The sequence below is a fragment of the Methylobacterium oryzisoli genome (assembly GCF_046557895.1).
In the GTDB taxonomy this organism is placed as follows: Bacteria; Pseudomonadota; Alphaproteobacteria; order Rhizobiales; family Beijerinckiaceae; genus Methylobacterium; species Methylobacterium oryzisoli.
On the sequence record NZ_JBKIBX010000062.1, the window covers coordinates 1 to 24589 of the forward strand.

Here is a 24589-nt window from a genome sequence, read left to right on the forward strand (position 1 = left end):
GAGGACAGAATCACAGCCCCTTCCGCACCGCTACCCAGCGTGAGTCGGGCTCAGCGAGACTTGGTATAAGAGCTTCTAACAGAAAGGGGTCTGGTGCGATCTCGGGAATATGAGCCAGCCCCTTGTCAATGACGCGCTCTGGACGGTGGCGAAACCGCTGCTCCCGCCTGAGCCCCTCAAGTTAAGGGCGGTCGGCCCTGCGTGACCGACCGCGCCGCCCTGACCGGCATCCTCTTCGTTCTGCAGTCGGGCCTCGCCTACGAGATACCGCCGCTAAAGATGTGCTGCGGCTCGGGGATGACGCGCTGGCGCAGGCTGCGTGACTGGCAACAGGAGGGCGTCTGGGACCAGCTTCAGCGGAGGTCGCTGGACCACCTCGGGCAGCGCAACGCTATCGACTTTCGGCACGTGCCGCTCGAAAGTGCCAACCTGCCTCTCAACGCATGGCCCGCCCTGTCCGCAAGAGGCCCTGAATCCGTTGGTCTGAGCAGTCCGTGTAATCGTATCCGGCCTCCCGGCACGACTGCTGAGCAAGGAGACCCGCGCGTTCTAGTCCTCTTGGCCTTGAGCGAACCCTGGCCCAATTCGGCCAATTCCGGCGGTAGGCGACACGCCACGAGTGGCGGGCCGAGCTTTATCTCGCCTTCACCACTCTCGCCTGCGCCCTAATTGCCGAGCCCAGACTGACTCGCTTCATTCCTAACTCTAAGCTGAACGGCGGCGAGCCACACGTCTAGCTGATCGACATTCTCACATGCATCGCCGAAGGCCGCTCCGACAGCTGTATCGACGAGTTGCTGCCCAGAGCCCATGCGAGCGCGCAAGACCTCGGAGCTGTGGCCTCAGGGCACCGCTTGTACTCGACCTCAATGTGGATCGCCGTTCGTTCTCGACAAGGCAGCCGACATGACCATGATGGACCGGAATCTATGGTCGCGCCCTACGCTGCAAGCGTTGCCGGACAGGCGTGTCTCAGTCGCCGCGACACGGCCACCACGGCGGCCTACACGACCGGGTCGATCGCCACATTTGTGACAAGCCCTCGTACCAGGGAGGGCATCAGGTCCCCACGATCTGAACTCCTTGGAGACTACTCTAATGAACCCGATTGGATCAGCATAATGTGTTCAACCGGCTACGTTCTAATTTTTCCCCGAGATCCCTGAATTGGGCAAGCCAAGCCGCCGCCCATCCCTAAAAGGCGTTTATTATGACACAAAAAATAGCAATCCTCGGTGGAGGCTGGTACGGCTGCCACATCGCATCATCATTGATGGCACTTGGGTTTTCTGTGCGGCTTTTTGAACAGAATAATAGATTGCTGGCAGAAGCTTCTGGTAACAACCAATTTCGGCTACATCTTGGGTTTCATTATCCCCGCCATGCTGGAACCAGGATCCAATCTCGTGACGGGTTTTCACGCTTCATCGAGAGATACAGCGAGCTCAGCCGTCCTGTTGAACAGAATATATACGCCGTCCCTAAGCATACATCTCTAGTCGATTTTGATACATACAAATTGATAATGACAGCCACCGGCATACCTTACCACACCATCGATAGTTGCAGCATTCGATTAGCCAACATTGATGGGCTGATGAGAGTTGATGAGAGAGTGATTCTAATTGATAAAGCTAGGCATTATTTCTCTACTCATCTACGTCAAATACTCAGCCTAGAAGTTAGAATAGATGATATATCACAAGATAGAAAAGGTGTTTTTGTAAATGGAGAGCGCTTTGATTACATGGTGGACGCAACTTGGGGCCATTTTAGCGAGTCAAAGATAGATAGGTTTTTTGAGCCAACGTTGCTACTATATTTTGAGGCTGAGCCGGGCCTTCCAGCACTTACCTTTGTAGATGGACCATTGTACTCCATTTATCCAACCGAAGAACGCACGATTTATACTTTATCCAGCGTCCCTCACACGCCCTTAGGCCATTTCAAAACGTCCGAAGAGGCGCGCAGAGTGCGAGACTCGGTTGACTCGTCGCTCGTCGAAGCAAAATTGAAGGCAATGGTTGAGCAAGCTCTTGAGAATGTCCCAGATTTCCGCGATAAATTTCGATTTCTTGGTCCTCAAATTGCTATTAAAACCAAACCGGTTGGCAATAATGATGACCGCAGCTGCTCCGTTGAACGGCAAGGGCGTGTATTTACAGTCATGTCTGGCAAGATAGACACTATTTTCTTCGCAACAGAAAGAATTTTGTCAATGATAGAGAGCGACAAGGATGATATTTTGCAAGATGTTCCCTCATCTCTCCTGGATACAATTCGCTTTAAGGTCGATCAATTAGGTATGAAGGTCAATCAACTAGGAATGGATGTTTAGAAACCATGCGTGCACTCATCGGACACACAGGATTCGTGGGATCAAATCTTCGCGAAAAGGGGAAATATGATGCGTTCTTCAACAGCCGGAATAGTAGCGAAATGCGTGGGCGTCATTTCGATGAAATAATCTGCTCAGGGGCACGAGCCGTTAAATGGAAAGCGAACAAAGATCCGGAGGACGATCGAGCGCATATCAACGCTTTAATTGATAATCTTCGCCATGTGAAGACAGAATTGTTCGTCTTGATTTCCACGGTAGATGTATATCAACATCCACTCGAAGTCACAGAGGATGATCCAGCCGACATGACTGGTTTGGCCTATGGTGTGAACCGCGCCATTCTGGAAAATTTTGCGACTCAAACATTTGAAAATTGCATCATTATTAGGCTTCCAGCTTTGTATGGTCGGAATCTAAAAAAGAACGCGCTTTATGATCTCCAGCATGGAAATATGGTTGAAGCGATCGACTCTCGCAATGCCTTCCAATGGTATGATGTTCGACGCCTCGAGAACGATATTGAGACCATAAAAGACAGCAAACTCCGGCTGATCAACATAACAGCTGAACCTGTATCAATGGCAGTTATTGGCGAGCGTTACTTTCCCGGCGTGCTGAGACCAGGCGATGAGCACAAGGCTGTTACGCGCTACGACGTACGCACGAAATATGCGTCACTATTAGGCGGAAAGCGTGACTATCATTTCGATCAACATCAGGTAATTGAAGGCATTGGCAGCTATTTGGAACAGAAAAACAAATGATCCGCCATTCTATTTCCAACATAGCTTGGAATACAGAACATAAAGAGTCAGTCTATACCTTTCTGAGCAATCAAGGCTTCGAGGGCGTTGAGGTTGCCCTAACAAAATTTGCTCCTTGGGAGATGTTAGACCATGATATAGTCGAAGCAGAGCGTGCGCTTCTGAAATCGCACAACCTAACCGTTTCATCCTATCAGGCACTCTTTTTTGGTAAAACGCACCTTCAATTACTCGGCGAACCAGCCTCGTTCAGGGAACTTATCGACCACACAGTCAAGGTGGCGCGGATTGCGCAACAATTAAGTGGCGGGGGCGTAGGAGTGTTCGGCTCTCCACGCAACCGCCTGCGCGGTACGTTGAGCGAGAGAGAGGCACAAGATATAGGCGCTGAGCGGTTCCATCACCTCGCCGAAGCAATTGCCCCCTACAACTTTGTTCTGGCTTTAGAACCAGCGCCCACTTTATACGGCGGGGATTTTCTTCTTGATACAAGCGCTTGCGCGGCAATGGTGCGGCAGGTAAATCACCCCTCTCTTAGGCTACACCTCGACACAGGATGTGTAAACATCGCCGGCGATGATGGGGGCACATTAGTTACGCAGTTTGGGCATTTGATAGCTCATGTACACTTATCACGCCCACAACTCGCCCCTATCGATTCTAATGCCGTATCGGCAAATCAAAACACGTTTAGGGCATTGTTGTCTCAGGGTTTTAAGGGATGGATTGCCATCGAGATGCGGGAGACCAAACAAGCGTTTCAAGATATTACGTCCGCTGTTCAGGCGCTTCAATCTGCTTTATAGCAGTGCGTTTCAGCGGTGGAGCGAATTGCATGCCACGGGTCTCTCTGCGGACCTGATCGGTATTCTGTAAGCCTACGCTGAAGCTTCCCGTTGCAGTTCTGGCTGGGATCCGTATTCAGTCTGGCCGAGCGCGTCACCGGCTTGGCGGCGGCGACCCTCTCGGCCAAGCGCCGGGCGCTGGAACGTAAGCGTCGTCTTGGCGGCACCTTTCGGCCGCTCGGCTGAGCTTGAGGAGCCGGCGCGGCGCCTCGAGCTGTTCACCGGGGCTGGCCGGCGGCGGACATGGTCTGTGGCAGAGAAGGCGACCATCGTCGCCGAGAGCGAGGCGCCCCACACCTCGATCAGCGCCGTGGCACGCCGGCATGGACTGAGCGCCTCGCAGCTGTTCACGTGGCGGCGCTTGGCGCGTTGGGCCGTGACGGCCGAGTTGCGGTTCATGCCGGCCGTGCTGGCACCGGACCCGCCGGAGCTGGCGCGTGTCGAGGCGAGTGTCCATTCACCCCGATGCGCCGCCTTCGCCGGAATCGAGATCGCGCTGGCGGGTGCCACGGTGCGGGTTGGGCCCGATGCGAGCGAGGCTCAGATCGCGGCGGTCATCCAGGCGCTGAAGGCCCCGGCATGATTGGGCCCTCTGGCGTGGTCCGCGTGATGCTGACGACGCGTCCGGTGGACTTCGGCAAGGGCGCTGATAGGCTGGCCGTGTTGGTGCGCGACGCGATGGGCACCAATCCGTTCTCCGGCACGGTCTACGTGTTCCGCTCGAAGCGGGCGGACAGGCTCAAGCTTCTGTTCTGGGACCGCAGCGGCGTGGTCCTCGTGGCCAAGCGGCTGGAGGCCGGCCAGTTCTGCTGGCCCAGGATGGAGGATGGGGTCGTACGCCTCACGGCAGCCCAGCTCTCAGCCCTTTTCGAAGGGCTGGACTGGAAGCAGGTGCACGCGGCGCGTCAGGTGACTGTGCCGGCAGTGGCGGGTTGAGCAAAACGACCTGGGCGCGAGGTCTGTATGCTGGCAAGTTGCTGATAGATCTGATCTAATCTCCTTCGTGGCCACACCTGCTTCGCCCTCGTCCGACGATCCCGAGACGCTCAAGGCGCTCCTGGCCGAGGAGCGGGCCGAGAACGAGCGGCTGCGCCAGATCATCAAGGCCATGCAGCGTCATCGCTTCGGGCGCCGGGCCGAGAGCCTGCCCGAAGACCAACTCCTACTTGGTCTGGAAGAGGCCGAGCAGGTTGAAGCCGCAGGCCACGCCGCCGCGGAGACCGCACCGGCCGTGAACGCCGAGCGGACCGGCGCGGCGGCGCGCGAACCGTGGCGCCTTGCCCGCCCACCTGCCGCGCGTCGAGCGCGTGGTTGTCAACGGGCGTCGAACTTTGGTTCTTCCGCACTTCGATGTTGGTGGCGAATTCGGCGTGCCTCCTGCGATGAGAGGACGACCCGCGCAAGGCGCTTGAGCGACGATGCGGCCCCAAGCCAGCCAGGGGTGGGCGATGTCGCTCGACGTGAAGCGCACGTACGTCGTGCCGGACCAGACCGCGCAGGTCGCGCGGGCGATCTTTCCGAATGGCAACCCGGTCATGCGCCTCTACGACGACCTGCATAGGGTCGTGGAGGATCGCGACTTCGCCGACCTGTTCCCGGCCCGGGGACGGCCCGCAGAGGCACCGGCCCGGCTCGCGCTCGCGACGCTCCTGCAGTTCATGGAGGGGCTGACCGATCGGCAGGCCGCCGACGCGGTTCGCACGCGGATTGACTGGAAATACCTGCTGTGTCTGGAATTGACTGACGTCGGCTTCGACCACACTGTCCTGAGCGAGTTCCGCACGCGCCTTCTCGCGCACGGGGCGGAAAGCCGCCTCCTCGACGCAACTCTCAAACTGGCGCGAGAGCGCGAACTGCTGAAGGGCGGCGGACGCCAGCGCAGCGACTCCACGCACGTCCTCGGGGCGATGCGCACCATGAGCAGGCTCGAAGTCGTCGGCGAGACATTGCGCTGCGCACTGAACGCGCTGGCGACGGTGGCGCCCGACTGGCTGCGCGCGTGCACGAACCCGACATGGGCCGAACGCTACGAGCTCCGAGCGAGCGAGTTTCGGCTGCCCAAGAGCCAGACTGGGCGCCGGGCGTGGGCGGTGCAGACCGGCGTCGATGGCTTCACGTTGCTGGCTCTCGCCACAGCGGACGGCGCGCCGCCGGTTGTGCGGGACGCCGCGGCCGTCGAGACCCTGCGGCGCGTCTGGGTGCAGAACTTCCTCGTCGAGCACGGGCCGGCAGGCGACCGCGTCGAGTGGCGGAGGAATGATCAGGTGCCGCCGTCGGGTCGCTACATCGGCTCGCCCTACGACGTGGAGGCGCGCTACGCGAGCAAGGGCGCGACGGTGTGGAGCGGCTACAAGGTGCACCTGACCGAGACGTGCGACGAGGGCACCCCGAACCTGATCACCAACGTCGAGACGACGACCGCCGCGGTCTCGGACGACGCCACGACTTCGACCATCCACGCGGCGCTCGCTGCACGGGGCCTGCTGCCCAAGACCCACATCGCCGACACCGGCTTTGTGAATGCGGCGCTGTTCGTCGACGCCCAGGAACGCTACGGGGTCGACCTGATCGGCCCGACGCGCGGCGACCGGCAGTGGCAGGCGCAAGCCGGCGCCGGGTTCGCCGCACGGGACTTCGCCATCGACTTCGTTCAGCAGCGGGCAACGTGTCCAGCCGGCAAGCGAAGCCAGAGCTGGACGCCAGCGCTCGCCCGCGGCACGACGCCGGTGATCAAGATCAAGTTCGCGGTCAGCGGCTGCCGAGCGTGCCCGCTCCGGCCGCAGTGCACACGCGCACGCACGGCACGCCGGGCGATCACGATCCGCCCCGAGGCGCAACACGAGGCTTTGCGCGTCGGGCGGGCGCGGGAGCAGACCGCGGACTTCGCAGCCGAATACGCGCGGCGGGCCGGCGTCGAAGGCACGATTGCCCAGGGTGTGCGGTCATCTCGGCTCCGACGGACGCCGTACTTTGGACAGGCGAAGACGCACCTTGCGCACCTGATGACGGCAGCCGCGATGAACTTGGCACGCCTGCTGCGGTGGCTGGCAGACGAACCAAAGGCGCGAACACGGCACTCAGCCTTTGCGCGGCTGCATCAACTCGCGGCCTGACTGAACCGTGCCGAATTCGCCACCAATATCACTTCATGTGGCGCAGGGGCGGTCGCTGGTGGGTGCGTCATATCTCCGGGGCTCACCTCGGAGAGCGCTATGCCTCGCCGCCTTCTGCCCCTCGTGCCGCCCCAGCTTAGCGTGGTCGGCATCGAACCCACACCCGATCACCTCGTGATCCATGTCAGGTTGCGCCCAAGGCCGACCTGCTGCCCTGGCTGTCGAGGACTCGACTGCCGTCCGCATGGCTCCTACCACCGCACCTCCGCTGATCTGCCCTGGCAGGGCCGGCCGGTTTCCCTGCGCCTCAGAGTGCGCCGCTTCCGCTGCACCAACCCGGCCTGCCCACGGCGTACCTTCAGCGAGCAGGGTGGGGACGTTGTCCAGCCGCACGCCCGCCGCTCGGTACGCCTACACGACCTCCAGCGCCACCTCGGTCTCGCTCTCGGCGGCGAGCCGGCAGCCCGGCTGGCGCAGCGTCTGGCCATGCCCGTGAGCGGCGACACGCTCCTGCGCCTCGTCCGGGCCGGAGCGTTGCCGACCCATCCCGAACCGCGCGTGGTCGGTGTCGATGAGTGGGCGTGGCGGCGCGGCCGCAGCTACGGCACCGTGTTCGTCGACCTGGAGCGGCACACGGTTCTCGATCTTCTGCCCGACCGCGCCACCGAGAGCGTCGCGGCTTGGCTGCATGGGCATCCCGACATTGCCGTTGTCGCTCGTGACCGCGCCGAGGTGTTCGCCGAGGGCACGCGAGTCGGCGCCCCGCAAGCCCGCCAAGTCCTCGATCGCTTCCACCTGCTGCGCAATCTCAGCGCTGCCCTGCGGGCGATCGCGGTCGATCATCACGCCGCTATTCGCGCCGCCGGTCGCGCGCTCCTCGATCAGGAGGTCGAGGCGGCGCGGACCAGAAGCAGGGCTGCGCGCACGCCGACGGCGAGCGAGATCAGGAAGCGGGCGACACATGCGCCACGTCAGGCGCGACACGCCGAGCTCAAGCGCTTGGCCGAGGGCGGCGCCTCGGTCTCGGGCATGGCTCGGGCTCTCGGGCTCGACCGCAAGACAGTGCGCGTCTGGCTCGCCCGTGATGCACCGCCCTCCTGGCGCCGTCGCCGCGTCGTGCCGACGATCCTCGATCCGTACCGGGCCGACTTGGAAGCGCGCTGGCAGGCCGGCTGCCACAACGCGGCCGAACTCGCCCGCGCGCTGATTCGCGCCGGTGCGGACGTGCGCCCGCGTGTGGTGCGAGATTGGGCGATGAAGCGCCGCCGCGAGGCTATGGACGTGCTGGATGCCGTCCCGGGCTCGCCGAGCACGCCGCGATGGCGGCCTCCGTCGGCTGAGCGGACGGCGCGGCTCCTGCAGGCGGACCCGAGCACTCTGGGCGAGATAGATCGACGCTTCGTCGAGGGGCTGCGCGCCGAGGCGCCGGCCCTGGTTGAGAGCGCTGTGCTGGCCATCCGCTTCGCCGACCTCGTGCGACGGCGCTCGTGCGAGAGCGTCGAGGCGTGGCTGGCGGCCGCGTCGGCGACGCCACTGGCGAGTTTCGCCGCCGGGCTGCAGCACGACGTGGAGGCACTGCGTGGCACGACCACGACACCCTGGTCGACGGGCCCGGTTGAGGGGCAGATCGGACGTCTGAAGATGCTCAAGCGCATGATGTTTGGCCGCGCTGGCTTCGCGCTTCTTCGGCAACGTGTCCTTACTCGGTTCTGACTGCCCCCGCGCCACATGAAGTGCGGAAGAACCGAACCTTTCCGCAGTTTCGGGCGCGCAATTTTCCTCAGAGCAGCGGGCTCGGCGGTCAGGCGATGCCGATGGGAGCACCTCCATTCTTGGGTGGGCGTCCGCGCCGACGTGGGAGCGGTGCAAGTGGCGGGGCCTGCAAGGCCGCCTTCGAGCGGATGTGCTCGGGCATGAGGGCGGTGTGCTGGCGGAGCCGGTAGCTCGAGCCCTCGATCTGCACCACCACGGCGTGGTGAAGCAGCCGGTCGAGCAGCGCGGTCGCCACCACCGGATCGCCGAACACCTCGCCCCATTCCGCAAAGCCGCGGTTCGAGGTCAGGATCATCGCGCCCCGCTCGTAGCGCGCGTTGACGAGCTGGAAGAACAGGTTGCCCCCACCCGGCACCACCGGCAGGTAGCCGATCTCGTCCACGATCAGCAGAGCCGGCCGGCAGAAGTAGCGGATCTTCTCGCGCAGCGTTCCTTCCCGTTCGGCCCGCGCCAGCGTCCCCACGAGGTCGGCCAGGGTGGTGAAGTACACGCTGCGTCCCGCCTTCACCGCCTCCACGCCCAGGGCCACCGCCAGGTGGCTCTTGCCGGTGCCCAGTTCGGCCAGGGCCAGGATGCGGGTCCGGTCGAGCGAGGGCTGGAAGGCGAAGTCGAAGCCCGAGAGTGTCTTGATCGTCGAGAGCCGCGCCATCACCAGCGCGGTCTTCACCCGCCGGCTCTCGCGCAGGCTCAGCTCCTCGCTCAGCAGGGCATCGACCGCCTCGAGCGCGCTGAGTTCGCCGCGCTCCAGTCGCCGCACGGTGGTGTCCACGATCTCCAGGGCGCGGGGCATCTTCAACCCCACCAGCGTGGCCTTGATCCGCTCGACGAGCGGGGGGATCATCTCGCCGGTCCCGCTCATGCCGCGTCTCCCCGGTCGGTCCTGGGCACTCCGGCTCCCGCGAGTTGGCGGGCGACGGCGTCGTAGATGGCCAGCGGGCGACGCGCGACTTGGTCGCCGGCGCGCCTGACGACCACCGGCTCGGCAGCGTCTCGTGGCTCGGGCGGGGGAGATCGCGGTCGGCGATGGGCTGGATCGATCCGCGTCAGCCCACGCCCCTCCAGAGGCAGGTGGCAGGCGACAAGGTTCCCCGCCTCGTAGATGCGGATCTGATCGGCCAGCACATGCACCTCCAGGGCGCGGCGGCGGGTGGTGTCGGGCACGCTGTAGAGATTGCCCGACACCGAGACGAAGCCCTCGTGGGTGACGCGCCGCTCCAGGCTGAGCACGGCCTCGTAAGGCACGGGCGGCAGCGCCTGCAGCTGGCTGCGCTCCTCCGTGAAGGCGTCCGCGACGATCCACTTGGTCGTGGCGTGCCGACGGGCGTTGGCCACGGTCTCGAGCCAGTGCCGCAGCTGGTCGTTCAGGTCGTCGAGGTTGCGGAACGAGTGGGCGAGGAAGAAGTCCTCGCGCAGGTAGCGGAACGGGCGCTCGACCTTACCCTTGGTCTTGGCCCGGTAGGGCCGGCAGGCGCGCGGCAGGAACCCGTAGTGGCGCGCGAGATCGAGAAGGCTGCGGTTGTAGATGACCAGCCCGTCCGGCTCCTCGCCGAGCACGGCGGTCTTCATGCGATCGTAGAGGATCTCGCGCGGCGCGCCTCCAAGAGCCTGGAAGGCGGCGATGTGGCAGCGCAGGACTGTCTGTAGATCCTGGTGAACGACGAAGCGAGCCCAGAGATAGCGCGAGTGCCCCAGCACCATCGCGAACAGCCAGACGGTGCGGGTCACGCCCGGCTCATTGGCAAAGGTGACAACGAAGCGGGCGAAATCGACCTGGGCCTGCTCGCCGGGCGGGGTCTCGAAGCGGCGCTCGATCGGCAGAGGAGGTGAGGGGCGGAGCATGGCCACCGCTCGCTTCACGGCAGTGTAGGCTCCCGAGAAGCCGCGCTCCTTCAGCTCGCGCCAGAGACGGACGGCGGTGAGCTGCGGATAAGCGGCCAAGCGTTTGCGCAGGTAGGGCACGAAGGCGTCGGTGGCCCGCGGGCGGGGCGACCGCGGTCCGTAGAGGTGTTCACCTCGACCGCTCGATGCTCGCCGACTGGGTCGGGCGCGCCGGCTGTAATTACCCACGCCTGTGCCAGCGGTCTCAGGCGCGGATGGTTTTGAGGATGGTGGCGAAGGTGTCGGCGCCCGAGAGGCGGGCCGTGTCGACGACGGTGCGCACATCTGCCTCACCCGCGGCCGCCCACATCGCCCGATAGCCGTTGGTCACCTTCCGCTGCACCACCGCCGGGCGCAGCGCACGCTCGCAGCCGTTGTTGGTGACCGCCACGCGGCCAGGATGGTCGAGGAAGACCAGGAGCTGATCGCGGGCTCGGCCGATCTTGGCTTGCAGAGCGCGGGTCAGCTCGCAACGGCTCGGGGCGGACAGGATCTCCGACAGCTGCCGCTCCAGCGCCCGGCGCTTGGCCGAGAGCGTCGCGGCCGCCAAGTCGGTGACCCGCTCGGCCAAGCTGAACACCGACCCGAGCCACAGCTGCAGGCGCAACGGCACGGGGTCGTCGCTCACCTCGACCGCATAGGCCACGTCGCGCGCCAGATGCGCCAGGCAGGTCTGGTGCCGCTCGCCGTGCCCCTGCTGGGCGGTGTAGCGGTCCGACAGCCACACCGCGGGCCGGTGTCCGCCCATAACCTCCTGCACCACCACGGCGGCTCGGGTCGGGGCGGCGTGATGAACGACCGCCGCATCCGAGCAGAACACCCATGTGTGGACGGCCCCTGCAGTGCAAGGGGAAAGTGACGCTGCGCGGTCGGAGTGCAGCCATGTGTCCGGCCTGTTGGTGCGGCGCCCATGGCCGCTGGCCTTGATGAAGTCCGCGATCGAGGTCCCAATCAGTGATCCGCGCTCAGAAGCGCTTGGGTGTTGCGGGCTCGCCTCGATCCCGGGCCGACCGGTTCGTCATCACGTCTCAGCACCTTGCACCCCCGTACGCCGGCATCAGACCACCGGCGGCCGGGGGATCTCGTCAGGCGGCAGGGGCCGCCCTGTAAACGTCGCCGCGCGCCAGCACCGCCCAGGCAATCCGGGCGGTCTTGTTGGCCAGAGCCACGGACACGACCCTGGCGGGCTTGCGCTCCAGCAGCCGCTTCGCCCAGGCTCGGCCCGGGGTGTCCTGGCGCGCCAGCCGGATCACCGAGGTCGCGCCGATGACGAGCAGGCGGCGGATGGCACCGTCGCCCTGCTTGCTGATGCGCCCGAGCCGCTCCTTGCCCCCGCTGCTGTGCGGGCGCGGTGTCAGACCGAGCCAGGCCGCGAACTGGCGGCCGGAGCGGAACAGGGTCGGATCGGGAACAGCCGCCGAAATTGCACTCGCGGTGATCGGCCCGATGCCGGGGATCGTCAGCAGGCGGCGGCTCGCGGCATCGCTGCGGCACCAGGCGACAATCTCCGCCTCGGCCTTCTTCAACTCCTCGGCGACCTCCTCGACCTGGCCGATGAGGCGGCGGATGGCTGATCTCGCCAACTCTGGCAGGCTCACCTGGTCAGCGTGGAACTCGGCAATGACGGCCTTCACCCCAGCGGGCCCCTGCGCCGCCACGATGCCGAACTCGGCGAGATGACTGCGGAGGGCGTTGATCAGCATGGTGCGTTGCCGGACCAGGAGGTCGCGGACCTTGTGCAGCATGAGCACGGCTTGCTGATCGACGGTCTTGACGGCGACGAAGCGCATCGTCGGGCGGCTCACGGCTTCCGCAATGGCCTCAGCGTCGGCCGCATCGGTCTTGCCGCGCTTGACGTACGGCTTCACGTAGGCGGGTGGCATCAGCTTGACAGTATGGCCGAGCCTGATCAGCTCGCGAGCCCAATAGTGTGCGGTGGCGCAGGCTTCCATGCCGATCAAGCAGGGGGAGAGCTTGGCGAAGAAGGGCAGAACTTCGCCACGTCGCAAGGCTTTGCGCACGAGGACCTTGCCTTGTATGTCGATACCGTAATTACCCACGCCCGTGGCAGTGGGCTCAGGCGCCGATGGTTTTGAGGATGGTGGCGAAGGTGCCGGCCCCCGAGAGGCGGGCCGTGTTGACGACCGTGCGCACGTCCGCCTCGCCTGCGGCCGCCCACATGGCCCGATAGCCGTTCGTCACCTTCCGTTGCACCACCGCCGGGCGCAGAGCGCGCTCGCAGCCGTTGTTGGTGACCGCCACTTGGCCAGGATAGTCGAGGAAGACCAGGAGCTGGTCGCGGGCTCGGCCGATCTTGGCTTGCAGAGCGCGAGTGAGATCGCAACGGCTCGGGGCGGACAGGATCTCCGCCAGCCGCCGCTCCAGCGCCCGGCGCTTGGCCGAGAGCGTCGCGGCCGCCAAGTCGGTGACGCGCTCGGCCAAGCTGAACACCGACCCCAGCCAGAGCTGCAGGCGCAACGGCACGGGGTCGTCACTGACCTCGACCGCGTAAGCGACGTCCCGCGCCAGATGCGCCAGGCAGGTCTGGTGGCGCTCGCCGTGCCCCTGCTGGGCGGTGTAGCGGTCCGACAGCCACACCGAAGGCCGGTGTCCGCCCATCATCGCGTGCACCACCACGGCGCCGCGCGTCGGGGCGGCGTGATGGACCACCGCCGCGTCCGAGCGGAACGCCCAGTGATACGCGTTGCAGCCTTCGATCCGGACGCTGGTCTCGTCGCAGGCGACCACCTGGGCCCGGCGCAGCGCCGATACCGCGGCTTCACGGCCTTCCACGAACCGACCCTGCGCACGCCGCAGCAGGTTCATCAGACCACCCTGGCTGAGCGTGAGCCCGAACAGGTCGGCCAGCGCGGCCTGCAGCCGCTCGTAGGAGAGGGCCTGGAAGGTCTTCAGGTACGTCGCCACCGCGTGCAGGGGCGGGCCAAACGGCGTGCCGCGTGCGGTCTGCGGTACTGGAGCGACGACGCGGCTGCCACATGACGGGCAACACACCGCGAGCCGCTGATGCTGGGTGACGATTGGCGCTACCTCCGGAAGCTCGCTCTGCTCGCACACGCTGACGATCTCGGCCGGGAGGTCGGCCGCCAGGGCACCGCCGCAGCAGGGGCACTGACCCGGGCGGTGAGCGACGATCTCGTCGGGATCGGGGCTGAGCGCCCGGCTGTGGCCCTCATGACCCGGCTTGGCGCCGCCAGGCTTGGCCTGCTCGCGCCGCTCCTTGCGATCGGTGGACGGCGGCTTGGAGGAGGTGCGCGAGGTCTTCTCTGGCCGCTGCAGGCGCAGCACCAGCTCGATCAGCTCCTGCTTGCTCAGGCGTTCCAGCTCGCTGCGGCCCATCTCCCGAGGGAATCAGCCTAATCGCCTCCCGGCAAGAGGCGCGGCGAACTCCCTCTAGCGGCCTCGCTTGTGGGCCACGCCGCGCTCGTGCGCACCCCGTGGGTAATTACTCGATACCGTGGACCTGAAAGACGTTCTTCGCCAGATCAAGGCCGATGGTGCTAACCTGTGCCACGGACGGCTCCTGTCGATGAGGGGCTCAACGACCTCATCCTGGCACAGCGATGCCGGTAGCAGGGGCCGTCCACCTCATCAGTGGTACGAGTTGCTGCCCTCGATGCGCACGCCGGTCTCGTCCGAGGCGACCACCGCGGCCCGGCGCAGTGCTGAGACCGCCGCCTCGCGACCGGCCCGGAACTGCTTCTGGGCTCGCCGCAGCAGGTTCATCAGCCCGCCCTGGCTGAGGGTGAGCCCGAACAGGTCGGTCAGCGCGACCTGCAGGCGCTCGTAGGAGAGAGCCTGGAAGGTCTTCAGATACACCGCCACCGCGTGCAGGCGCGGGCCGAACGGCGTGCCGCGTGCGGCCTCCGGCACCGCAGCGATGACGCGGGTGCCGCAGGCCGGGCAGCGCACGGCGAGCCGCTGATGCTGGATGACGACGGGCGTCACCGCGGGCAGCTCGATCTGCTCGCACACGCTGACGATCTCGGCCGGCAGATCTGCAGCCAAGGCGCCCCCGCAGCAGGGGCACTGACCCGGGCGATGTGCGACGACCGCGTTAGGATCCGGGCTGAGCGTCCGGCGATGCCCCTCGTGACCCGGCTTGGCGCCGCCAGGCTTGGCCTGCTCGCGCCGCTCCTTGCGATCGGTGGACGGCGGCTTGGAGGAGGTGCGCGAGGTCTTCTCTGGCCGCTGCAGGCGCAGCACCAGCTCGATCAGCTCCTGCTTGCTCAGGCGTTCCAGCTCGCTGCGGCCCATCTCCCGAGGGAATCAGCCTAATCGCCTCCCGGCAAGAGGCGCGGCGAACTCCCTCTAGCGGCCTCGCTTGTGGGCCACGCCGCGCTCGTGCGCACCCCGTGGGTAATTACTCGATACCGTGGACCTGAAAGACGTTCTTCGCCAGATCAAGGCCGATGGTGCTAACCTGTGCCACGGACGGCTCCTGTCGATGAGGGGCTCAACGACCTCATCCTGGCACAGCGATGCCGGTAGCAGGGGCCGTCCACCTCATCAGTGGTACGAGTTGCTGCCCTCGATGCGCACGCCGGTCTCGTCCGAGGCGACCACCGCGGCCCGGCGCAGTGCTGAGACCGCCGCCTCGCGACCGGCCCGGAACTGCTTCTGGGCTCGCCGCAGCAGGTTCATCAGCCCGCCCTGGCTGAGGGTGAGCCCGAACAGGTCGGTCAGCGCGACCTGCAGGCGCTCGTAGGAGAGAGCCTGGAAGGTCTTCAGATACACCGCCACCGCGTGCAGGCGCGGGCCGAACGGCGTGCCGCGTGCGGCCTCCGGCACCGCAGCGATGACGCGGGTGCCGCAGGCCGGGCAGCGCACGGCGAGCCGCTGATGCTGGATGACGACGGGCGTCACCGCGGGCAGCTCGATCTGCTCGCACACGCTGACGATCTCGGCCGGCAGATCTGCAGCCAAGGCGCCCCCGCAGCAGGGGCACTGACCCGGGCGATGTGCGACGACCGCGTTAGGATCCGGGCTGAGCGTCCGGCGATGCCCCTCGTGACCCGGCTTGGCGCCGCCAGGCTTGGCCTGCTCGCGCCGCTCCTTGCGATCGGTGGACGGCGGCTTGGAGGAGGTGCGCGAGGTCTTCTCCGGGCGCTGCAGGCGCAGCACCAGCTCGATCAGCTCCTCCTTGCTCAATCGCTCAAGATCGCTGCGGCCCATCTCACGAGGGAATCAGCCCAATCGCCTCCCGGCAAGAGGTGCGGCGGACCCCCTCCAGGAGCTCCGCTCGCGGATCAAGCCCCGCTCGTGCGCACCCCGTGGGTAATTACCGCCGGCTTCCTGCTGCGGCCGGTGCACGCGCGTCTGCTGGACCAGCTGAAGGCGTCGGGCAAGCTGTTCGCCGACAAGACCACCGCGCCGGTGCTCGATTCCGGACGCGGTCGCACGAAAACGGGCCAGCTTTGGGTGTATGCCCGTGACGATCGGCCCTGGGGCGGGCTTGACCCACCGGGCAAGGCCTACGTCTACGCGCCCGGCTGCACGGCCAAGAAGCCCATCGCGCATCTTGCCGGCTTCACAGCTTATGGGTCGTGGCAGCTTAAAAGACAGCACTCCAGGATCTGGGCGCTACGCGCTCCAAGTGCCGTTCTATTAGACCGACCTCAAACCACCGAGAATTACGTAAATGCGCTATGACATTCTTACGATTGATTGCAAGAGGATTATCTCGAAGTATTTCAACTTTAACAAAGGGGCAGCCTAGCCGAAGCGCCTCTCCCCAGTAAAGCTGCACTGGGTTAGGCGCATCCGCGGTCAAGATGTAAGCTTTGGCGTTCGGCCATCGTGGATCATCCTCAAAGGGCAAATTGTCATCGATAACTCTATACCGAACCTTAATCTCAGGCTCGAACACGTCTATGAGCCCGCCGACCGTGAAACCAGCCGCTTCGACTGCCGCCGATAGCCCTACCTCATGGCGTAAGATTAATTCCATTTTATCCGGTATTGCTGCATCAACCGTGGACCAGAAATGACTAGCAAAGCCAGACGAAAGCAAACTCTTCCGGAAACTCATAAAGAACGACTGAACATGCGGTCTGAATTGACGGTTAACAGTTACTCCCCACAAATCAGCAGGAGATGAACGGGCCGTCTCGAATATCTGACCTATATCATAACACGGGCCGTAACAGCTATCGTTTGCGAATACAATTTCATCGAAGGAGGAAACTGGAAGACCATCGAAACCTATTCGCCAGCTCAGAAAATCATATCCGACATTGTCGCGCTTGACAACAGTATCTGCGAGCAATTTTACTGCGAGGATATCTTTGTACGATAAATCCGCGGTAGAGATAAAAGAGATCACGTCAAAATAGGGGCGATAGCAGCGCAACGCGTAGAGGACGTGATCATCAACTTGCCCATGCGGATCAAAATGCGCGAAAACGAGAGCACGCATGGCTTTAACTCTCAAGTCCATCAGGTCGGCGAAGCCGCGGAGGCAGATAAGTCTGATAATTCCAACCTGCCAGAATCGCCTGGAAGACTCCAGGCCAGTAATGAGGCGACGGAGCGCGATGATTATCGGGCAAGCGGGAGACCATACTCCACAAGAAATTTCTCATTACTTCAGAAGTTTCGTAACCCGCGACATGCCCAAGGTCCTTAAAGGAATTGGTTCCATGGAGGCGGTAGCGATACATTGTTTGTCGTAGGAATGTAGGCTCAACGTAAAAGATACTCCGAAGCAGAAAGTCCCAATCATGAACGTATTTGTAGGATCGAAATGGACCTACTCTATCGTAGAGCTGTCGCGAAAAGAAAAAATTTCCCGTCGATATACCTAGCTGATTGCGCATTAATGCAAATCCTAGGGTCGGGTAGACGTTCGACTCATCTTGAGCCGCTTTAAGGCTATTGAGATAATCATCTAATTCAGCAGGATCTCCTTGTGGGTCGATGAATTCGACCTCTCCAAAAACCATCTCGCGGCCGGAACGTTGGACGAAGGAGACGCATTCCGAGATTCTACCCGGCACAAATTCATCATCGGAGTTCAAAATATTAATGTAATCGCCAGTCGAAAGCCGTATTGCCTCGTTTATCGTCTGCGCAGCGCCGCGGTTCTCGCGTTCAATAACGACTGCCGATGGCATACGTGTTTGTAGGAAGTCCCTTGCCAGACGGCCGGTTGCATCGGACGATCCATCGTCAATGGCGATGACTTGCAGAGGCCGGTAGTCTTGATTAATAATCGACGCGAGCGCAAGCTCTATGAATTGCTCGTGATTGTACATTGGCACAATCACGCTAACAGTTGGGCGCTTCATCACTCGGCAGAGCCCTTATTTCTCAGCATAGCAGTAAGGACTTTGGTGGATTGCTCATTTCCTCGGAGCAGGTTGAGGAGCAAACGTTCGTCTCGACTACGCTCTGGGTATTCGCCGAAGCGTCGCAGGCGCGAAAGAATCGCAAGTGGCTGACTTTCGTGACGTATACTCTTTAAGGCAGCATTGACGGCCATCAAATTCAGCATTCCATTCGCTTGATCCGGCTCAAGATGCGCCCCTTCCGCCCATTCATTCCAAGCATTAACGAATACGACTTGATGTTCTCGAGGTGCCATCAACACCGTTTGCCGAAGCACCTCAGTAAGCCAGCGCTCGAAAGCAAGCGGATTGGAGTTGTGAAAAATGTGAGGTGTGTCCTGCCGTCGCGCCGTATTGTCCCACCCCGGGAACACCCCTCGGTACCAGCGGTAATCTGGAATTGGCTTCCGAAGTGCGTAGTCTACACTCTTATCGTAGTCAAATACATATCCATTGAACTTATCATTTAGTAGTTCAGGTCTAGTGTCTGGAAGATTTTCTTGCACCAACCAGCCATGCGGAGGAAACTCGACTGCTGCATCAAAGCCCCAGGGAGTGGGATCAGTTATGCCGTAGAACTGAACCGCACACAGATGAAGCTCGCCGAGGCCAGCTCGCCTCACCTCTTCACGCCATATCGCCGCAGTCTCTTTACAATCTGGGAGGAGATCGGTGCGGTACACAAGTAGGACGAGGCGCCCGTCAATACGGAGGTACCTAGGGTCTTTAAGGTATTTCATCGCATCTAGGATGAAGCGCCTGTCGTTCTCCGGAGAGTGCACCTGGGCGAGCAGCACGTCGTTTGCTTTGCCGTCCCACGTTCGCGTCCAATTCTCATTCGCCCAACAGATGCAGAATGGTATGTCGACCGTCCGATTAGCGAGCATCTGGTCTAGTGGGCGCTCTAAGACGCGACGGCCGTTGAACCAATACATATAGTAGCAGAATGCGCTAATGCCGTACTCTTTAGCTAAGCGCGCTTGGCGCACCTGTACGGCTACATCAGCCAAATCATAGTAATCCTGACCGGCCGGAACGTGGGGCTGAGGGTGGCCCACATAATTAGGCTTTGCTTTCCGAACGTTAGTCCATTCCGTAAAACCCTCACCCCACCATTCATCATTTTCCTTAACGCGATGAAATTGAGGAAGATAAAATGCGATCAACTTCGGATCGATGGCAAAGGCGTCATCTTTATAGTCCGACGAATAGTGTTGAATGCTGTAACGGTACGTCGGAGCTAGATTATTCGATAACTGCTGCTCATCATACTTATAACGGCGATTTTCGGCTTCTCCAAAAATTACATAATGAAGATCTGGAGCGAGCCCCGATGTTCTTACGTCAGGATTCAACTCACCGTACACATCTGCGCTGAAATCTGACGGAAGCCGATCTTCGATTTTATAGGCGCGCCCCTCTAAGGCACCATGCGTGCGATAGTGTACGGTTGGATCGTGTCGCGCCTTTTTAACGTCAGGATGTAAGGCTAAATATACATCAGGGTTGAAATCGGCAGGAAGTTCGGCATAGTAGCGATAAGGTCGGCCTTCACTGCGACCGAATGCTAGATAGTGCCCTGCCGGGTCTTCGCCTGCCTTTTTGACGTCTGGGTTGAGCTCAAGATAGGCAGCAGCGTCGAAGTCGGCCGGAAGTTCGGCTCTCTGCTTAGTTTCCTGCTTGCGACGGGGAACCCTGAACATACTGTGCCTCTAAAGGAGAGATCTTGCCATTTAACGCGCGGTACGCACGGGACGATCTCGACCCGATGTTATTCTACATAGCTGCTTGGGTCATCTATCTCATTATGGATCACTCAACTGCGAGTGCCAGAATGCTTAAATAGCAGCATGAAGTTCATAGTGCATACCCTGTTGGTGAATGGCGCGGCCGCGCTGCGGGCGTTTAGTGCCTCCAGCGACGAATAAGAGATGCTCAGCGGTGAACCGAGATAAACGGTTCCGACTGGGTGTCAACATGTTGACGTGGCCAATCTGAGGGCGTGAGCGTTCCTTATGACGACGCGTATGGCGGCAGCGAGTATGTGGCAGTTGGGCGCTGATTAGCATCCTGCGGCGTGGCCGCGGGCTTGATCCGAATTCGGCTGGCGCGGCGCGCGTCGGCCGTCCGAAGTCTGCGGGAGGTGAGAGGAAGATGGTTTGACAGTCGGCCGGTGTTCTGGAAACCTCCCGGCCATAATGGCGCTCGACGCCGCCCCCTTTATGAGGCCCCGAACGCGCGGATCTCCAGCTTGGCCATCGGCAGTGCCGGAAGGCCGGATGCGTTTATGCGGACCGCACAGACCAGCGGATCCAGAGCCATTCGCGGACAGGGCGGGCCACACGTTTGACCGTTCAGGCAGCATAGCTCATGGAGGCACAGGCGTAGGCTTATAGATGAGGCCATGGCATCCGATCTTATCGCGCCACCATCCCACGGCGAGGTCCTGACCGGTGTGCAGCGCCGCCGGAGTTGATCCACGGCCGAGAAGATCCGCGTCGTCGAGGAAAGCCAGCAGCCCGGCTCGTCCATATAGTTTGCCGCGCGCCGCTACGGCCTCTCGCCTAACCTGTTGTTCCGGTGGAAGCGGCGCCTGCTGGAAGACGGGTATCAGACTGTTCAATCCGGCGATGACCAATTGGCTGGGTCAGGGTCACTATGCCTTCGTAAGCTATGGCGCCTGGCCGGCCAAAACGGGTGCAGTTCACCGCAGCCCACCGCTCTCCAGCGTGAGTTCCGCCCAGCGGAGGCTGGCATGACACCACGCCTTGGGATACGACCGGGGAGGATACGGCGTCTCACCTTGCCCCCGCCACGCATCCGCTGCTACCGCTCAGATGCAGGAAATGTCACAGGCCGAGCCACTTCGGTCTGACGGTGCGTGACGGAGCCGCTGAGTCCGGCTATCAACTCAGAAAACTGATCAAGCCTGCAGGGACGGAAAATGGATGGCTTTTCGTATGAGTACAGCGGCTTCTGCCCTTGCTGCGAGAGGGCTGCAAGATTCGCATCGAAGCATGAATGGTTTCGTGATTTCCTTGCCTGCTCCGAATGCGGCTCTGTTGTGCGCGAACGGGCTCTGGCGCTAGTATTACAGGAGGTTATGCCAGACTGGAAATCGGCGCGCATTCATGAATCATCTCCGTCCGATCGCGGCATATCACTGAAACTTCGAAATGGAGCAGAGCAATACGTTGCTTCACAGTACTTCCCGAACCATCCTTTCGGCGGAATTATTAATGAATTCCGCAATGAAGACCTAGAGCATCAGACTTTTGATAATGAGTCTTTTGATCTAGTCGTCACGCTTGATGTTATGGAACACGTGTTTAACCCGGATCGGGCCTACAAAGAAATATTCAGAACTTTGAAATCAGGAGGCTTGTATTTGCATACGTTTCCAATATCTAAATTCCTTACTCAAGGCGCCAAGCGCCGGGCTGAGATAGGACCGGATGGACAGGTTAATATTATAGTTGAGCCACCAGAATATCACCTCAATCCGGTTGATGAGAAGGGATCTCTTGTCACATTCGATTACGGTTACGATATCGGACGCATTATTGCTGAGTGGGCTCCGTTTGACGTTAGAATCTTGCGTTTTTGGGACCAAACGCACGGAATCATTGGTGAGTATACCGAAGTTGTGATCTGCCGGAAGCCGAAGTAGATCACGTTTGTCATCTTTCGACATGGTGGGAGGCGCCACTGCATGCCCCTGATCCTCCACCGTTTCGGTGATTCTCCCGCACTTTGATATTGGTGGCGAGTTCGGCACAGCTCAGTCAGGCCGCGAGTTGATGCAGCCGCGCAAAGGCTGAGTGCCGTGTTCGCGCCTCTGGTTCGCCTGCCAGCCACCGCAGCAAGCGTGCCAAGTTCATCGCGGCTGCCGTCATCAGGTGGGCAAGGTGCGTCTTCGCGTGCCCAAGGACAGCGTCAGCGCCGCCCGGACCGCTGCCCCGTCCTGCGCCAAGCCGGCCGCAAAGGTCTCTAACGCAGCGACGCCGGAGGTCCGGGTTTTGAGCAACCATCTGTCGAGCTCGCCGGCAGGGTCCGCTGGCCGGTCGCCGCCCAGACCACAGGCACGGACGAGCCTCGTGAACCGCCGCGCCAGATCAGCAATCCGTGCGGCTTCAGGATCCTGCCGGACGCGGGCGAGGTCAGCTGCGGCGCGGGGCTGCAGTGTCGCGAGGGGCTGCAGCAGGATCCAGGCCAGCTGCTTCGGAGAGGAGATCGGCACTGCGCTGATGGCCTCGGCGTTCGTCGATGCGGTTCGCGACCGCCACTTGCGGGCCGTGCGCCGCGCCGGGCTCGTGCGACGCTCGGCGACGAAGCGGTGTACCTGCCGATGGGTCCCTGCGAACCCCTGGGCACGGATCTCGCGCCAGAGCGCCATGGCGTTCTCGCACCTCTCAGCCATGCGCTGCTCCAGATGAGGGAGGTAGGGGTCGAGGCGAGACGGATTGGGTCGGCGCCGCGCGCGCTCCGGGAAGCTCTCAGCCTGGGCGTACTTGCGTAACGTTGCACGCGCCAGACCCGTCGCGCGCCCGATTGCCAGCAGCGTCTCGCCGGCGAGATGACGCCGGCGCACGTCTTCGTAGGCTGCAAGCCGGCGAGCGCGGCTGTCGCGGCTGATGGCGATCTCGGCCGCGCTGCGGCGATAGGCGGGCGGGCGTTCCCCCGGCTGTCGGCCGTCACCTGTGGGAAGGACGGGAAGCTGTCGCAGCCGGCCGTGGGCCCGGCCGAGCCAGCGTTCGGGGGCTTGGCGCATGTTGAGGAGGAGGTGCCATCGATCGGCGACCTGGAGAGCGGCGGGGGCGCCCGCCGTGGCCGCTCGGGCGTACTCGGTCGAGCGATCGCGGGCGACGATCTGGATACCGGGATGGCGACGTAGCCACGCGGTGACGGTCACAGCCGAGCGGTCGGGCAGCAGGTCGATCGGGCATCGGCGTTCGAGGTCGACGAGAAGGGTGCCGTAGGTCCGTCCCTTGCGGATGGCCCAATCGTCGATGCCGACAGCTCGCGGCGGATCCGCACTCGGCAGCGGGAGGGGGTGCAAGAGGCGCAGCATCGTATCGGGGCTGGTCCGCATCCCCAGGTGGCCGGTCAGGCGCGCACCGGCCTCCGCGCCGGCTGCAAGCCCAATCCGTGTCTGGGCCTGAGCGAGGCGGCGTGTCCGTCGGGCTCGTGGCGGCACCAGCCGTGGAAGAGGCTCGGCGAAGGTGCGGTGGTGGCAGGTGGGATGACGGCAGTAGAAGCGTCGGATGCGCAGGCGCAGCGTTACGGGCTGGCCGAGGCTCGGCAGATCGGCGGGACGGCGATCGTAGCGGCTGTGATCGGCGGAACTGGGCGTGCCACAGCCCAGCACGTCCACCTGCCGCAGCTTGGCCACCACCTCTTCCGGCGTGTGCTTCTTCGTTCCCATTGTGTCCGCCCTCCGTTGGCTCAGAGCCATTTTTCAGGGCGGGCCACTCCGATGGGGACCGACCGCGCCAACGCCGGCATTGCTAAAATCTCTTATGGATTAGCTCCTTTTGAAAAATCAGACCTCCATCCTCTAGTCCGAATTGGATATAGTTTTCACTGTACTCTGAGCCTATAAAAGTGATCCAAGCTTTTATACGGTAGGGAGAGCGTCATGAGCTATAGTTTTGCAAAGATAGACCCCGCTGTTTCGACAAGCGTCATCGATTTTGGCGCACTTGGTTTTTTGATTGGGCAGCAAGTTAATGTAATACGTGCAGGATCTTTTACATACAGCCAGGGAGGTCCAGAGGTAGGAGATTTCACTCTACTTACTTATGGCGGGGTGACATATGGAAAAAATGCGACCTTCACACTTACTGCGCTAGGAGGCCTCTCAGCGAGTGCGGAGACTTTTGATAGCGTTTTGGGCGACAACGCTGATGCCAATAATGATTACGGCTACTACATTGGCACACCCGACGTCGAAAGTGCGCCTAATTCAGAAGGCACCTTCGTTTTCCCAAGCGACGGAAGAGCACATACTGTAAGCTCGTCAACAGCACCATTGACGCTGGACGCGAGGACAAATGTCACTGGTCTGGAAATCGATCTCTTTCAAGGAGGAATAAGCCTGGATCGAGCTACCGGATCGTCGGTGATTCTTCCCTCCGGCGCCGCCACCACACTCTCCGGAAGCGGCAACGACCGGATATTTACGCCGCTCCTTACAAGTCAAATTGATGGAGGCGCCGGCTTCGATACTTTGGTGATGCCGGAGCATCTTTCAAATATTGAGATAGTTTATGCGCACTCAGGGTCAGCCCTCATAAGAGGGTCAACAGGAACCATTACCATCAAAAATTTTGAGCAAATCACATTGTATGATGCAGTTATAGATTTAGGTGGATCAGTAATCAATGACTTATTCTACTATGATCACAATCCTGATGTCCTTGCCGCCGAAATACCCGCCGCCCAGCATTATGAAATCTCTGGCTGGCGGGAGGGTCGCGATCCGAACGCGTACTTCTCTACCAACGGCTACCTCGCGGCCAACGGCGAT

General features: G+C 61.9%; 16 protein-coding genes and 9 pseudogenes. 14 read left to right on the forward strand and 11 right to left on the reverse strand.

The window, feature by feature from the left end:
• Positions 1 to 195 precede the first annotated feature (195 nt).
• From ACKUB9_RS31520 to ACKUB9_RS31565, 10 genes and pseudogenes are all read left to right on the forward strand, one after another.
• Positions 196 to 342: pseudogene (locus ACKUB9_RS31520) on the forward strand (IS5/IS1182 family transposase); the annotation flags it as partial.
• 868 nt (positions 343 to 1210) lie between these two features.
• Positions 1211 to 2338 (forward strand): hypothetical protein, encoded by a 1128-nt coding sequence (locus ACKUB9_RS31525; protein ID WP_407530171.1) that lies wholly within the window; start codon positions 1211 to 1213, stop codon positions 2336 to 2338.
• Between the two features lie 5 nt (positions 2339 to 2343).
• On the forward strand, positions 2344 to 3105 hold the full coding sequence (locus ACKUB9_RS31530) for an NAD-dependent epimerase/dehydratase family protein (RefSeq protein WP_407530173.1): 762 nt from the start codon (positions 2344 to 2346) through the stop codon (positions 3103 to 3105).
• Entirely contained in the window at positions 3102 to 3911 is an 810-nt protein-coding gene (locus tag ACKUB9_RS31535; protein ID WP_407530175.1) for a sugar phosphate isomerase/epimerase family protein, read from the forward strand. Before ACKUB9_RS31530 ends, ACKUB9_RS31535 begins: the two co-directional genes overlap by 4 nt.
• Before the next feature lie 90 nt (positions 3912 to 4001).
• Positions 4002 to 4136 (forward strand): hypothetical protein, encoded by a 135-nt coding sequence (locus ACKUB9_RS31540; RefSeq protein WP_407530199.1) that lies wholly within the window; start codon positions 4002 to 4004, stop codon positions 4134 to 4136.
• A complete protein-coding gene (gene tnpA, locus ACKUB9_RS31545; protein WP_407530176.1) occupies positions 4108 to 4533 on the forward strand; it encodes an IS66-like element accessory protein TnpA in 426 nt (141 codons plus the stop codon). The genes ACKUB9_RS31540 and tnpA overlap by 29 nt, the downstream gene beginning before the upstream one ends.
• Positions 4534 to 4559: 26 nt before the next feature.
• Complete coding sequence (gene tnpB, locus ACKUB9_RS31550; protein WP_407530197.1) at positions 4560 to 4886, forward strand: IS66 family insertion sequence element accessory protein TnpB; 327 nt, start codon at positions 4560 to 4562, stop codon at positions 4884 to 4886.
• 67 nt (positions 4887 to 4953) lie between these two features.
• Positions 4954 to 5263: pseudogene (locus ACKUB9_RS31555) on the forward strand (transposase domain-containing protein); the annotation flags it as partial.
• A 135-nt stretch (positions 5264 to 5398) separates the two neighbouring features.
• Positions 5399 to 7063: an IS1182 family transposase gene (locus ACKUB9_RS31560; protein ID WP_407530178.1), complete on the forward strand. Its 1665-nt coding sequence runs from the start codon at positions 5399 to 5401 to the stop codon at positions 7061 to 7063.
• 99 nt (positions 7064 to 7162) lie between these two features.
• Complete coding sequence (locus tag ACKUB9_RS31565; RefSeq protein WP_407530180.1) at positions 7163 to 8776, forward strand: ISL3 family transposase; 1614 nt, start codon at positions 7163 to 7165, stop codon at positions 8774 to 8776.
• A gap of 88 nt (positions 8777 to 8864) precedes the next feature.
• Here ACKUB9_RS31565 and istB read toward each other — a convergent pair whose 3' ends face one another.
• From istB to ACKUB9_RS31600, 7 genes and pseudogenes are all read right to left on the reverse strand, one after another.
• Entirely contained in the window at positions 8865 to 9695 is an 831-nt protein-coding gene (gene istB, locus ACKUB9_RS31570; RefSeq protein ID WP_407530182.1) for an IS21-like element helper ATPase IstB, read from the reverse strand.
• Positions 9692 to 10903: an IS21 family transposase gene (istA, locus tag ACKUB9_RS31575; protein WP_407530184.1), complete on the reverse strand. Its 1212-nt coding sequence runs from the start codon at positions 10901 to 10903 to the stop codon at positions 9692 to 9694. Before istA ends, istB begins: the two co-directional genes overlap by 4 nt.
• A gap of 16 nt (positions 10904 to 10919) precedes the next feature.
• Positions 10920 to 11537 (reverse strand): annotated as a pseudogene (locus tag ACKUB9_RS31580) (IS66 family transposase); the annotation flags it as partial.
• 262 nt (positions 11538 to 11799) lie between these two features.
• The gene (locus ACKUB9_RS31585) at positions 11800 to 12774 is read right to left on the reverse strand and encodes an IS110 family RNA-guided transposase (RefSeq protein WP_407530186.1); all 975 of its coding nucleotides are present in this window, start codon (positions 12772 to 12774) and stop codon (positions 11800 to 11802) included.
• A 16-nt stretch (positions 12775 to 12790) separates the two neighbouring features.
• On the reverse strand, positions 12791 to 14071 hold the full coding sequence (tnpC, locus tag ACKUB9_RS31590; RefSeq protein WP_407530188.1) for an IS66 family transposase: 1281 nt from the start codon (positions 14069 to 14071) through the stop codon (positions 12791 to 12793).
• A gap of 255 nt (positions 14072 to 14326) precedes the next feature.
• A pseudogene (locus ACKUB9_RS31595) lies at positions 14327 to 14989 on the reverse strand (IS66 family transposase zinc-finger binding domain-containing protein); the annotation flags it as partial.
• A 255-nt stretch (positions 14990 to 15244) separates the two neighbouring features.
• A pseudogene (locus ACKUB9_RS31600) lies at positions 15245 to 15907 on the reverse strand (IS66 family transposase zinc-finger binding domain-containing protein); the annotation flags it as partial.
• A gap of 99 nt (positions 15908 to 16006) precedes the next feature.
• On the opposite strand from ACKUB9_RS31600, the pseudogene ACKUB9_RS31605 reads away from it, so the two are divergent.
• Positions 16007 to 16267, forward strand: a pseudogene (locus ACKUB9_RS31605) (IS66 family transposase); the annotation flags it as partial.
• Between the two features lie 19 nt (positions 16268 to 16286).
• Here ACKUB9_RS31605 and ACKUB9_RS31610 read toward each other — a convergent pair.
• Genes ACKUB9_RS31610 through ACKUB9_RS31620 form a run of 3 tightly spaced genes read right to left on the reverse strand, consistent with a single transcriptional unit; the run spans position 16287 to position 19763 of the window.
• The gene (locus tag ACKUB9_RS31610) at positions 16287 to 17150 is read right to left on the reverse strand and encodes a rhamnan synthesis F family protein (RefSeq protein ID WP_407530190.1); all 864 of its coding nucleotides are present in this window, start codon (positions 17148 to 17150) and stop codon (positions 16287 to 16289) included.
• A gap of 4 nt (positions 17151 to 17154) precedes the next feature.
• Entirely contained in the window at positions 17155 to 18021 is an 867-nt protein-coding gene (locus ACKUB9_RS31615; protein ID WP_407530192.1) for a glycosyltransferase family 2 protein, read from the reverse strand.
• Entirely contained in the window at positions 18021 to 19763 is a 1743-nt protein-coding gene (locus ACKUB9_RS31620) for a glycosyltransferase WbsX family protein (RefSeq protein ID WP_407530193.1), read from the reverse strand. Before ACKUB9_RS31620 ends, ACKUB9_RS31615 begins: the two co-directional genes overlap by 1 nt.
• A gap of 689 nt (positions 19764 to 20452) precedes the next feature.
• Here ACKUB9_RS31620 and ACKUB9_RS31625 point away from each other — a divergent pair.
• Together ACKUB9_RS31625 and ACKUB9_RS31630 are read left to right on the forward strand one after the other, a co-directional pair.
• Positions 20453 to 20752 (forward strand): annotated as a pseudogene (locus tag ACKUB9_RS31625) (transposase); the annotation flags it as partial.
• A 252-nt stretch (positions 20753 to 21004) separates the two neighbouring features.
• Positions 21005 to 21730, forward strand: coding sequence for a class I SAM-dependent methyltransferase (locus tag ACKUB9_RS31630; protein WP_407530195.1), 726 nt, complete (start codon positions 21005 to 21007; stop codon positions 21728 to 21730).
• A gap of 258 nt (positions 21731 to 21988) precedes the next feature.
• Here the strand turns inward: ACKUB9_RS31630 and ACKUB9_RS31635 are convergent.
• Positions 21989 to 23419: pseudogene (locus ACKUB9_RS31635) on the reverse strand (ISL3 family transposase); the annotation flags it as partial.
• A 279-nt stretch (positions 23420 to 23698) separates the two neighbouring features.
• Between ACKUB9_RS31635 and ACKUB9_RS31640 the strand changes: the two are divergent.
• Positions 23699 to 24589, forward strand: a pseudogene (locus ACKUB9_RS31640) (hypothetical protein); the annotation flags it as partial.